Annotated in this window: 11 protein-coding genes; 6 read left to right on the top strand and 5 right to left on the bottom strand. The window is 66.3% G+C overall.

Annotated features, from left to right (window positions below):
• Positions 1–84: 84 nt before the first annotated feature.
• The 3 genes from lepA to ABIC25_RS15170 are packed head-to-tail and all read left to right on the top strand — an operon-like array spanning position 85 to position 4,990.
• The gene (gene lepA, locus ABIC25_RS15180; protein WP_275425840.1) at positions 85–1,992 is read left to right on the top strand and encodes a translation elongation factor 4; all 1,908 of its coding nucleotides are present in this window, start codon (positions 85–87) and stop codon (positions 1,990–1,992) included.
• Positions 1,992–4,067: a M3 family metallopeptidase gene (locus ABIC25_RS15175; RefSeq protein ID WP_354562115.1), complete on the top strand. Its 2,076-nt coding sequence runs from the start codon at positions 1,992–1,994 to the stop codon at positions 4,065–4,067. Before lepA ends, ABIC25_RS15175 begins: the two co-directional genes overlap by 1 nt.
• A gap of 8 nt (positions 4,068–4,075) precedes the next feature.
• Positions 4,076–4,990: a cation diffusion facilitator family transporter gene (locus ABIC25_RS15170; protein ID WP_354562113.1), complete on the top strand. Its 915-nt coding sequence runs from the start codon at positions 4,076–4,078 to the stop codon at positions 4,988–4,990.
• Positions 4,991–5,007: 17 nt separating this feature from the next.
• On the opposite strand, the gene ABIC25_RS15165 is transcribed toward ABIC25_RS15170, so the two are convergent.
• From ABIC25_RS15165 to ABIC25_RS15145, 5 genes are read right to left on the bottom strand one after another with little or no spacing between them, the layout of a single operon-like run.
• Positions 5,008–5,784: an SDR family NAD(P)-dependent oxidoreductase gene (locus ABIC25_RS15165; RefSeq protein WP_354562111.1), complete on the bottom strand. Its 777-nt coding sequence runs from the start codon at positions 5,782–5,784 to the stop codon at positions 5,008–5,010.
• A gap of 28 nt (positions 5,785–5,812) precedes the next feature.
• The gene (locus tag ABIC25_RS15160; RefSeq protein ID WP_354562110.1) at positions 5,813–7,030 is read right to left on the bottom strand and encodes a TetR/AcrR family transcriptional regulator; all 1,218 of its coding nucleotides are present in this window, start codon (positions 7,028–7,030) and stop codon (positions 5,813–5,815) included.
• Positions 7,027–7,467 (bottom strand): MaoC/PaaZ C-terminal domain-containing protein, encoded by a 441-nt coding sequence (locus tag ABIC25_RS15155; protein ID WP_004023056.1) that lies wholly within the window; start codon positions 7,465–7,467, stop codon positions 7,027–7,029. The genes ABIC25_RS15160 and ABIC25_RS15155 overlap by 4 nt, the downstream gene beginning before the upstream one ends.
• Positions 7,464–7,919, bottom strand: a complete 456-nt coding sequence (locus ABIC25_RS15150) for a MaoC family dehydratase N-terminal domain-containing protein (protein ID WP_248643028.1) — start codon at positions 7,917–7,919, stop codon at positions 7,464–7,466. Before ABIC25_RS15150 ends, ABIC25_RS15155 begins: the two co-directional genes overlap by 4 nt.
• Positions 7,919–9,103 carry a lipid-transfer protein gene (locus ABIC25_RS15145; protein WP_354562108.1) on the bottom strand — a complete coding sequence of 395 codons (1,185 nt, stop codon included), beginning with the start codon at positions 9,101–9,103 and terminating at the stop codon, positions 7,919–7,921. The genes ABIC25_RS15150 and ABIC25_RS15145 overlap by 1 nt, the downstream gene beginning before the upstream one ends.
• A 226-nt stretch (positions 9,104–9,329) precedes the next feature.
• Between ABIC25_RS15145 and ABIC25_RS15140 the strand changes: the two genes are divergently transcribed.
• From ABIC25_RS15140 to ABIC25_RS15130, 3 genes are read left to right on the top strand one after another with little or no spacing between them, the layout of a single operon-like run.
• Entirely contained in the window at positions 9,330–10,154 is an 825-nt protein-coding gene (locus ABIC25_RS15140) for an SDR family NAD(P)-dependent oxidoreductase (RefSeq protein WP_004023053.1), read from the top strand.
• A 26-nt stretch (positions 10,155–10,180) separates the two neighbouring features.
• Entirely contained in the window at positions 10,181–11,020 is an 840-nt protein-coding gene (locus tag ABIC25_RS15135) for an enoyl-CoA hydratase-related protein (protein WP_354562106.1), read from the top strand.
• 27 nt (positions 11,021–11,047) lie between these two features.
• Positions 11,048–12,037, top strand: a complete 990-nt coding sequence (locus tag ABIC25_RS15130) for a DUF7064 domain-containing protein (RefSeq protein ID WP_004023051.1) — start codon at positions 11,048–11,050, stop codon at positions 12,035–12,037.
• Positions 12,038–12,048 lie beyond the last annotated feature (11 nt).

Below are 12,048 nucleotides of genomic sequence, written 5' to 3'. Positions count from 1 at the left end.
GCCCGGAGCTTGCGGAGGGCCGTCTCGAAGGGAGACGTGGCCGGGCGCGGTGCGTCGGCCGGTCATGAGAAACTGGACCACAACCTGTATCCGCATCCGTTCTCTACCGCAGTTCTCGTTCGAGGAGTAGTTCCCATTCCCAACTTCGCCGACACCACCTTCACCGATCCGGCACGTATCCGGAACTTCTGCATCATCGCCCACATCGACCACGGCAAGTCGACGCTGGCGGACCGGATGCTGCAGCTCACCGGCGTCGTCGAAGAGCGGCAGATGCGGGCGCAATATCTCGACCGGATGGACATCGAGCGCGAGCGCGGCATCACCATCAAGGCGCAGAACGTGCGTCTGCCCTGGACGGTGAAGTCCGCGGCGGGCGACGAGGACTACGTCCTGCATCTCATCGACACCCCCGGGCACGTCGACTTCACCTATGAGGTCTCGCGCGCGCTCGAGGCGTGTGAGGGCGCGGTGCTCCTCGTCGACGCCGCGCAGGGCATCGAGGCGCAGACGCTCGCCAACCTGTATCTGGCGATGGAGAACGACCTCACCATCATCCCGGTGCTGAACAAGATCGATCTGCCCGCGGCCGACCCCGAGCGCTACGCCGCCGAGCTCGCGCACATCGTGGGATGCGAACCCGAGGACGTGCTGCGGGTGTCGGGCAAGACCGGTGTCGGCGTGACCGAACTGCTCGACGAGGTCATCCGCTCGGTGCCCGCCCCGGTGGGCGACCCCGATGCCCCGGCGCGGGCGATGATCTTCGACTCGGTCTACGACACCTACCGCGGCGTGGTCACCTACGTCCGTGTCGTCGACGGCAAGGTCGTGCCGCGGGAGAAGATCCTGATGATGTCGACCGGGACCACGCACGAGTTGCTCGAGGTGGGCATCGTGTCCCCGGAGCCGAAGCCGACCAAGGGTCTGGGTGTCGGCGAGGTCGGTTACCTGATCACCGGTGTGAAGGACGTGCGGCAGTCGAAGGTCGGTGACACCGTCACCACCGCCCGGCACGGCGCCGAGCAGGCGCTCACCGGGTACCGGGAGCCGCAGCCGATGGTCTACTCGGGTCTGTATCCGCTCGACGGCTCCGACTACCCGGTGTTGCGTGAGGCACTCGAGAAGCTGCAACTCAACGACGCCGCACTGACCTTCGAGCCGGAGACCTCGGTCGCGCTCGGCTTCGGGTTCCGCTGCGGCTTCCTCGGCCTGCTGCACATGGAGATCACCCGCGAACGACTCGAGCGCGAGTTCAACCTCGACCTGATCTCGACCGCCCCCAACGTCGTCTACCGCGTGGAGATGGAAGACGGTTCCGAGCACGTGGTCACCAACCCGTCGGACTGGCCGGAGGGCAAGACCCGGCACATCTACGAGCCGATCGTCAAGACGACGGTCATCGCGCCGAGCGAGTTCATCGGCGCGATCATGGAGCTGTGTCAGTCCCGCCGCGGCGAGCTCGGCGGCATGGACTATTTGTCGGAGACGCGCGTGGAACTGCGGTACACGCTGCCGATGGCGGAGATCATCTTCGACTTCTTCGACGCGCTGAAGTCCCGCACGCGTGGCTACGCCAGCCTCGACTACGAGGAGGCGGGCGAACAGGAGGCCGACCTGGTGAAGGTCGACATCCTCCTGCAGGGCGAGGCCGTGGACGCGTTCAGTGCGATCGTGCACAAGGACGCCGCCTACGCGTACGGCAACCGGATGGCGATCAAGCTCAAGGAGCTCATCCCGCGTCAGCAGTTCGAAGTTCCCGTGCAGGCTGCGGTCGGCTCCAAGATCATCGCGCGCGAGAACATCCGCGCCATCCGCAAAGACGTGCTCGCGAAGTGTTACGGCGGCGACATCAGCCGTAAGCGCAAGCTGCTCGAGAAGCAGAAAGAGGGCAAGAAGCGGATGAAGACCATCGGCCGGGTCGACGTCCCGCAGGAGGCGTTCGTGGCCGCGCTCTCCACCGACGCGGTGGGTGACAAGCCGAAGGGGAAGTGATGACCGAAGGGGAGACGATGGCGGCAGGGCAGGGCTCCACGAGCGTGAATCCGGTACTGGTTCACAGCGGTCTGCCCTACGATCTCCCCGACTTCAGGTCGATCTCCGACGACGACTTCCTGCCGGCGTTCACCTCGGCCATGGCGTCACATGTCGCCGAGGTGGAAGCGATCGCGGCCGAGGTCGCAGCGCCCACGTTCGTCAACACGATCGAGGCGCTCGAGCTCTCGGGCCGCGACCTGGCGCGCGCGGCGGGGATCTTCTTCAACCTCGTCGGACCGGACACGAACCCGAAGCGGAACGAGATCTCCCAGGAGCTCTCGACGCTCCTCACCGATCACGCGAACACGATCGCGATGAATCCGGTTCTGTTCGAGCGCATCTCCGACCTCCACGCGCGCGCCGACGATCTCGGCCTCACCGAGCCGCAGCGTCGGCTGCTCGACAAGCGGTACCGGGAATCCGTTCGCGCCGGCGCCGGACTCCCGGCCGACGCGCAGCAGGAGATGCGCGAGATCGCCTCTCGGCTGGCCTATCTCACCACGACGTTCTCCCAGAAGATCCTCGACGACACCAACGAATCGGCGGTTCTCGTCGGCGACGCAACCGACCTCGACGGCCTGTCCGCCGGGCAGATCGCGGCCGCGCGACGCGCCGCGATCGAGGCGGGACACGAGAACGGGCACCTCATCACGCTCGAGTTGCCGACGAGCCAGTCGGTGCTGACCGAACTGGCGAACGCCGATGTGCGGCAACGGGTGTTCGAAGCATCGGTGAACCGGTGCGCTCGAGGCAACGAGCACGACACCCGCGACCTGGTCCTCGAGATCGTCCGCTTGCGGGCGCGGCGCGCCGAATTGCTCGGTTACCGCGACCATGCCGAGTTCGTCATCGCCGAGCAGACCGCACCGAACCCGGCGGCGGTCGACGACATGCTCCGGGAACTCAACGCGTCGGCCATGCGTGCCGGCGGCCGCGAACTCACCCGTCTCACCGAATTCGCGGGCGATGCGCCGATCGGTCCCGCCGATCTCACGTACTGGCTCGACCGCGAGAAGCGGTCGCAGGCGTCGGTGCCACTCGACGAGTTCGCGGACTACTGCGAACTCGACACGGTGCTGACCCGGGGCGTCTTCCACGCCGCGAACACGTTGTACGGACTGCGCTTCGTCGAGCTGACCGATCTGCCGCTGTATCACCCGGACGTACGCGCGTGGGAGGTGCGCGACGACACGGGCGTCGGCATCGGCCTGTTCCTCGGCGACTTCTATGCCCGACCGTCGAAACGCGGTGGCGCATGGATGAACAACATCGTCGACCAGTCGTCGGTGCTGCAGACCCATCCGATCATCGTGAACGTGCTGAACCTGACCAAGCCCGATGCCGGACAGCCGTGTCTGCTCACGATGGATCAGCTCACCACCCTCTTCCACGAGTTCGGACACGCGCTGCACGGGCTGTTGTCGACGGTCGAGTACCCGTCGCAGTCCGGTACGTCGGTCCCGCGGGACTTCGTCGAGTTTCCGTCGCAGGTGAACGAGATGTGGGCGCTGCACCCCGACGTGCTGGCCAACTACGCCCGGCACCACGAGACCGGCGAGCCCATCCCGGCCGAACTGGCCGAGGCGGCACGGGAATCGGCCGGAACCGAATCTGCACACGGGACCATCGAATACCTCGCCGCGTCCTCCCTGGACCTCGCCTGGCATCGGCTGTCCGTGTCGGAGGCCGAGGCGATCGCCGATGTCGAGACCTTCGAGTCGCAGGCGCTCGCCGACGCGGGACTCCACACCGAGCTGATCCCGCCGCGCTACCGGAGTGCGTACTTCAACCACATCTTCGGCGGCGGCTACTCCGCCGGGTACTACAGCTACATCTGGTCGGAGGTGCTCGACGCCGAGACCGAGCAGTGGTTCCTCGCCGAGGGCGGGCTGCAGCGCGAGAACGGCCGGCGATTCGCCGACGCCACTCTGTCCCGCGGCGACAGCGTCGATCCGCTTGTCGCGCACGAAGGCCTGATCGGTCGCCGACCGCGGATAGACCCGTTGCTGCGGCGCCGGGGGCTCGCGGCCTGACCGGGGGCATGGCCGTGACGACGCGCACCCCACGCCGTGATCTGTCGGCGTTCGCGGTACTGAGCATCGCGACCGCGATCGTCGTGATCGGTCTCAAGCTGATCGCGTGGCGGATCACCGGTTCGGTCGGTCTGCTCTCCGACGCGCTGGAGTCGGTGGTCAATCTCGTTGCGGCGGTGGGAGCCTTCGTGGCTCTGCGGGTGGCGGCGAAGCCGGCCGACCGGAGTCACAACTTCGGACACACGAAGGCCGAGTACTTCTCGGCGGTGTTCGAGGGCGTGATGATCGTCGTCGCGGCGGTCGTCATCATCGTCACGGCCGCCGACCGTCTGTTCCATCCGCAGGGGCTCGAGGAAGTCGGTGTCGGACTGGCGATCTCGATCGGTGCGACCGCCGTCAATGCGGTCGTCGGCTGGGTGCTCATCCGAGCCGGGCGCCGCCATCGGTCACTGACACTCGAAGCCGACGGCAAACACCTCATGACCGACGTGTGGACGACCATCGGGGTGGTCGTCGGCGTCTTCCTGGTGGCCGCCACGGGCTGGCTGCCGCTCGATCCCCTGATCGCCATCGCGGTGGCGGTCAACATCCTGGTCGTGGGCGGCCGGCTGGTGTGGCGATCCGGTGCGGGGCTGATGGACGCGGCACTGCCCGACGACGAGCGGGCCACCATCGACCGGGTCCTCGCCGCGCACCGCGCCGATCGAATCGACTTCCACGACATCCGCACGCGCGAGGCGGGTCATGAGCGATTCGTGCAGATGCACATGCTGGTGCCCGGCGACTGGTCGGTGCAGCGCGCACACGACCTCGCCGAGCGGGTCGAGGACGAACTGCGCAGCGCGGTCGACGGACTGAACGTGACGATGCACGTCGAACCGATCAACGACCCACGCGCGTACGAGGACTGGCGGCTCGACTGAGTGGCGTCAGGCGTCGGTCACCCTGCCGAGGCGCGCTGGAAGTGGCCCAGCAGATCCGGGTAGCGGGCCAGGTGTGCGCCGCCGTTGAGGTCGAGGCTCTCTCCGGTGAGCCATGACGCGTGCGTCATGTAGACGGCGGCTTCGGCGACCTCCTCGGGAGTTCCCGACCGCCCCAGCGGGGTGTTGGCCAGGTAGTCCTCCTCGAGGCCCGGCACCGACATCGACGGTGTCGTGAGGGGAGTCATCACGATTCCGGGCGCGATCGCATTGACGCGGATCTTCCGCTCGGCGAGCTCGAGTGCGGCCACCTGGGTGAGCATGGCCAGGCCGGCCTTCGCCGAGCAGTAGGCGCTCATCCCGGTTCCCGGCTGCCGCGCGTTCAGCGACGACAGCGAGATGATGACCCCGCCGTCGTCCATTGCCCGCGCCGCCTGCTTGATGACCGCGAACGCTCCGGTGAGACAGACATCGACAACGCGGCGGAACTTCTCGATGGCCAAGTCCGTGACCGCTCCGGCGACGCTGAGTCCGGCGCTGTTCACGACGACGTCCACGTGCCCGCGGTGCGCTCGAACGGAGTGGAACAGTTCGCGGATCGAGTCTTCGTCGACGACGTCGACCGCTGCGGCATCATGCGGCGAACCCAGCTCGGCGGCAATGGATTCGGCGAGGTCGAGATTGCGGTCGGCGACGGTGACCACCGCTCCGTCGGCGGCCAGCGCGCGTGCGATCGCGGCTCCGATTCCGGAGGCACCTCCTATGACGACGGCGCTGCGGGGTTCGGAAGAGGACATGGCGTGCGTTCCTTCGGAATGTGGGACATCACGAGGGTTCGAGACCCCTGGGAATGACCATTGCGTGTGCGAGCGCCGACAGTTGCTCGGCGAGGCCCGGACGGGACTTGAGTTCGGGGTTCTGGCAGACGTCGGTGATGACGGCGATCGCCGCCTGCGCGAGTGCGCGCGCGTCGTCGCCGGTCACCTCGTCGGACAGCGCGGAGATCGCCTCCATCCACTCGGCGATGTATTCGCGCTGGGTTTCGCGCAGGCGGAGCTGTTCGTCGTCGGAGAGATAGAGAAGGTCCGCGGCGAGAATGTGCATGATGCGTCCATGAACGCCGAGTGCCTGGCGAACATAGGTGTCGATGAGCGCCCGGAGAACTTCCGCCGGCGTCGTCGCGTGTGCGAGGGCTTCGGCGGTGACGTAGAGCAGACCTTCGGCACCACGCTCCAGGATCGCGCTCAGCACCTGGGTCTTGCCGGTCACATGCTGATACAGAGTCGCCACCGACATCTCCGACGCCTTCGCGATGTCGTCGATACGCACGTCGTAGAAGCCTCGCTCGTCGAACAAGGCGGTCGAGGCCGTGAGGATTCGCTCCCGGCGACCGGCGGGCCGGCGAAGTGCCGGCGTGGGGGCCGTGACGACGTCGGTGTCGACAGCGGGGAGTCGGCAGTTGATGATTTCTCGAGCGATCGCCTGCTGGACGCTGATCAGGCGTTCGGGCGTCAGATTGCCTCGAACACTGGGGGTGTTGGAGTACATGGTCAACACCGCGAACCCGAGCAATTCTCGGTCCTGCTTGCGGGTCTCGGGTCTGACTGCGGCGATCTTCGATGCGATGCGGTCGCGGTTCTTGCGGAAGTCCTCCTCGAACTCGGCCCGATCGGCGTCGCGCAGGTGTCGCTGTTCTCGACGCCACAGGGTGGCTTCGTCGCCGTTGGCGGTGATGTCGGAAAGGCCGTCGAGAAACAGATCGAGACGCTCCTGCGGGGTCGTGCCTTCTCGATCCGCCCGGTCGGTCAGGTTTTCGACCAGGGCGACCTGGCTGCGCAACGCCTGCACCAGGATTGCGTACTTCCCTTTGAAATGCCGGTACATGGCCGGGCCGGTGAGGCCGACCGCCGAGCCGATCTGGTCGATGCTGACGTTCTGATATCCCAGATCCTGGAACAGTAGGGTCGCGGCTCGCACGATCTGTTCGGCTCGATGTTCACCCCGGGTGAGGGAGGTGGGCGCGACGTGGGTGGTGTCGGTCATGGAGCAAGTGTCGCATTCGCGTCCCGATCAGGACCGGACCAAGCCACGACGGCGGTGCCGGCAAGCGTTCGGGTGCCATCCGCCAGCCGGACGTCGAGATCGAGCACGACGCGCTGCTCGTCGTCGACGCTCACCAGCTCTTTCACGGTGGCGGTGAGGACCGGCTCGGCGAGGACCGGTGTGATCGCGGTGAACCGCGTCGACAGCTCCCGGATACTGCTCTGCGGAAAGCGCTGGGTCAACAGGCGTCCCAGGTAAGCCATGGACAGCATCCCGTGGGCGAACACGTCGTCCATGCCCGAGGCGCGGGCCGAATCGATGTCGATGTGGATGGGGTTGTGATCGCCTGATGCGCCGGCGAAGAGCGCGAGCGTGGTGCGGGTCACCGCGCCGGGTCTCAATTCGGCGACCACGTCGCCGGGGGCTGGTGCGCTCATGTCGGTTCCTGTGGATTTCTGATCACGCTGACGCTCTCGAGTTCTGCGACCACCTCGTCGCCGCGGCTCACCGTCGTACGTCGCACCAGGAAGTCCAGGGCGCCCCCGGCTTTCGAGTAGGCGTCGACGTAACGGGTGGCGAAGCCGACGGTGTCGCCTGCGTGCACGTCGGCGAAGTATCTGAACCGCTGTTCGCCGTGGAGAACCGTACCCAGGTCGACCCCGTGTGCCGCGAGGTCGCCGAACACGTCGGAGTTCTCCAGCTCGAGACCGAAGAGGAAGGTCGGCGGCGCGAGGACGTCGGGATGGCCGGCGGCGACCGCGGCGTCACGGTCGTGATGGATCGGATCGTATTCGCCGATGGCGGTGGCGAACTGGCGGATACGGCCGCGTTCTATGTCGGCGACGACGGTTGGGGACTCGACGTCGAGAATCGCTCGGTCGAGAGGCATCAGGACACCTTCTCGTACAGACCCACGACGCATGCACCGCCCAGTCCGAGATTGTGCTGCAGGGCGATACGAGCGCCCTCGACCTGGCGATCGCCGGCCTGGCCGCGCAACTGCCACACCAACTCGGCGCACTGGGCGAGGCCCGTGGCTCCGAGTGGATGCCCCTTGGACAACAGGCCGCCGGACGGGTTGGTCACGACGCGACCGCCGTAGGTGTTGTCGCCGTCGAGGACGAACTTCTCCGCGGTGCCCTCTGGGGTGAGTCCGAGCCCTTCGTAGGTGATGACCTCATTGGTGGAGAAGCAGTCGTGCAGTTCGACGACGGGGATGTCGAGCGGATCGACGCCGGACAGCTCGTAGACTTCGGCCGCGGCTTTGGCGGTCATGTCGTAGCCGGCTACACGCATCATGTCGGTGGTGTCGAAGGTCCCGGGGACGTCGGTCACCATCGATTGCGCGCGGAGGCGGACGCTGGCGTCGATGCCCCGGGCGCGGGCGAACTCCTCGCTGCAGACGATGGCTGCGGCTGCGCCGTTGGTCGGCGGGCAGCACATCAGCAGGGTCAAGGGTCCCCAGATCTGCTTCGACGTCATCACAGTGTCGAGGTCGATCGGATCGCGGAACACCGCCAGCGGATTCCGGCCGGCGTGCGCACGTGCCTTCACCGAGACACGGCCGAAGACCTCTGCCGTGACTCCGTGACGGTCCATGTACTCGATGCCTGCGCCACCGAACATCTTGGCAGCCATGGGTGCGGGCGCGTCGCCGTCGGGCCGCGACTGCGCGATCTTCTCGCCACGCTCGGTGGGGCTGGGGCGATCGCCGTAGGCGTTGACCAGCGCTCCGGGCTGCATCTGCTCGAACCCCAGAGCGAGCACGCAGTCGGCGGTGCCGGCGGCGACGGCCTGGCGAGCCAACCACAGGGCGCTCGAACCGGTCGAGCAGTTGTTGTTGACGTTGACGACCGGGATGCCGCTCATGCCGATCTCGTACAGCGCGTTCTGCCCGGATGTCGAATCGCCGTAGACATAGCCCACATAGGCCTGTTGCACGTCCGAGTAGTCCAGTCCCGCGTCGGCGAGCGCCGCGCGCGCGGCGGTTGCGCCCATCTGGTCATAGGTCTGGCTCTTGCCCGGCTTGGTGAAGGGCATCATCCCTACACCGCTGATGCAGACATTCGTCATGGTCCATCTTTCGTTCGGTGTGTTCTCGAGGCTGGTGACATCACCAAACCACATAAAGTCGTCACTAACAACACGCTCATTTCACCAGTCAGTGGGCTATTGACTCTTCATATAGGCCGAAGTTAGCATTCACCCCAGTGACTACGATCACAAGATTCCACACCGGTGGGGCGGCGCGGCAATCGCGCGGACCCCACGAACGCCGAAACGCCTTGGGAGGCAGCACGTGAGCGTGCAGAAACTGCAGGACAAAGTCGCGCTGGTATCGGGTTCGGGCCGAGGAATCGGCCGTGCGGTTGCCGTGAAGCTCGCTTCCGAGGGAGCTCGGGTGGTGGTCAACGACCTCGATCCAGAGCCGGCGAAAGAGGTTGTGGCCGAGATCGAGTCAGCAGGAGGGCAGGCGGTCGCCTGCATCGGCAGCGTCACCGACCCCGAATTCGCCGACCGTTTCGTGACGACCGCGGTGGACAACTTCGGCGGTGTCGACATCATCGTGAACAACGCCGGCTACACCTGGGACAGTGTGATCCAGAAGATGACCGACAAGCAGTGGGCCGACATCCTCGATGTGCATCTGACCGCGCCGTTCCGAATCCTGCGCGCCGCTCAACCGGTCATCAGCGCAGCGGTCAAACGGGAGCGCGAGCAGGGTTCGGTTCCCTGCCGCAAGGTCGTCAACATCTCCTCGACCTCGGGTCTGCTCGGCAACCCCGGCCAGGCGAACTATTCGTCGGCCAAAGCCGGAATGGTCGGCCTCACCAAGACCATCGCCAAGGAGTGGGGACGCTACAACGTGACCTCCAACGCGGTGGCCTACGGCGTGATCAGCACGCGTCTGACGTCGGTGACCACTGAGGCGAAGACGATCAAGGTCGAGGACCGCGACATCAGGGTCGGGATGGATCCGGCGGTGATGGAAGCGGCGACGAAGGGGATCGCCCTCGGACGTGCCGGAACGGTCGAGGAGGCGGCCGGGGCCGTCTATCTGTTGTGCAGCCCGGAGTCGAGTTACATCACCGGACAGGTCCTGGTCTGCGGTGGCGGGCTGTGACGGGTTCGTCTGCAGCACAACGCGCTGTGAACAGATCGTACGACGAGGTGGGTTACGAGATCGCGGATGGCGTCGCCGTCATCACACTCGATGCTCCGCAGCGCCGCAACGGCATGCGGGTCCAGATGCTCGTGGATGCCCTCCATGCCTTGGATCGTGCCGACCGCGATCCTGATGTCCGCGCGGTGATCGTCACCGGAGCCGGCGAATCCTTCTCCGTGGGAGCCGATCTCGACGGGCCCGAGACGCTGTCGCGAGCGCTGGTCGAGGACGTCGACGGTCACACCCCGACGGGTTACCGTGAGCCGGCGGGCCGGATCAGCGAGCGGTTGTTCTCGATGTGCAAGCCGGTCATCGCAGCGTTGAACGGGCATGCCATCGGCGGCGGGGCGACGATCGCCGCAGCGATGGACATCCGCATCGCGAGTGAGAACGCCCGGTTCGGGTTCGTGTTCACTCAGCGGGGTGTCGTCCCCGAAGGTGCGTCGTCCTGGTTCCTCCCGCGACTGGTCGGGTTGGGTCGTGCTGCCGATTGGTTGCTGACGGGCCGAGTCTTCGATGCAGCTGAGGCTTACGAAGCGGGCTTCCTCACGAAGGTGGTCCCAGCCGATCAGGTGATGTCGGTCGCCCATGAGTACGCGCGATTGTTCGCCCGGGACACCTCGCCTACGTCCGTGGCATTGTCCAAGAGGTTGCTCTCGAGCGCGTGGCTCCACTCCCACCCGGGTCCGGCTGCGGCCCAGGAGTCCCGAATCTACGCCGGTCGAGTCGACTCCGATGATGCTCGGGAGGGCGTCATGTCCTTTCTGGAGCGCCGACCTGCTGTCTTCCCCCCACTCGATCCTTCGCCGGCGCAGCGTTTCTGAGCTGATCGCCGCAGACAGAGGAGCACAATGACCAACCAGCCGTTCACCGTGTGCAAGTACGGCGCCGACGCCGAAGGGACGCACGACCCCGCCGACGTCCACAACTTCAACGAAAGCGTCTACTTCAACTTTGTCGACCCCGTCTCGCAATTGGGCGGTCTCGTGCGCATCGGCAACCGTCCGAATCTCGGCTACAGCGAGACTTCGGTGCAACTGACGCTGCCGGGCGGCGCGATCGCATTTCGTGCGGGTCGGACACCCCGGGACACCAACGACGGGTTCGCCGGTCAAGGCCTCGAGATCGTGTTCACCGAGCCCACTCGAAAGGCGACGATCACCTACCGCAACTCGGTTGCGCGCGTGACGCATCCGTCCCTGATGGCAGAGAACGGACGAATCGCTCTCAAGAACGCGCCCGCCGAGGACTGCGAGATCTCGCTCACCTACGAGGCATCGAGTCCGATGTTCGTGATCAACAGTGACGGTGGCGGCGACTGCACGCCCGGCGAGTCGACCTTCGCCAGCGACCATTACGAGCAGTTCGGTCATCTCTCGGGGACCATCCGGGTCGGGACGCGGACCTGGGTGCTCGAGAAGGTGACGTCGTTTCGGGACCATTCGTGGGGTCCGCGTGAATGGGATTCCTACACCGGGGAATGGGTGGCCGGCTGGCTCGCCGACGGGACCGCATTCAGTGCCTACGGCGAATACGAGAAGTCAGGGATCAGGGTGTCGGCTGGGGCCGTGCTGACCACCGACGGAGTCGCCCACCCGATCACCGACTACCGCGTCCTCACCGATTACGCCGGCGAATCCACCTACTCGGGGCGCCACGTCGGCGTCGTCCAGGCAGAGGGGTTGCCGACGATCGTGGTCGACGGGACGATCCGCCACTTCGTCCCGGTCACCCAGCGCACCGAGGACCGCGCGGTGCGGATGGGGCAGATGACCGTCGATCTCGCCGAAGGGGTCGGCGGCTGGGCCGTCGCCGAGTTCCTGCGACCGATCCGCCCGTAGAAGGAGTTCCC

Source organism: Gordonia sp. PvP123 (assembly GCF_040547295.1).
GTDB classification, from domain to species: Bacteria; Actinomycetota; Actinomycetes; order Mycobacteriales; family Mycobacteriaceae; genus Gordonia; species Gordonia terrae.
Note: the sequence above shows the minus strand (reverse complement) of the source record. Positions and strands in the feature narration are given on the sequence as shown.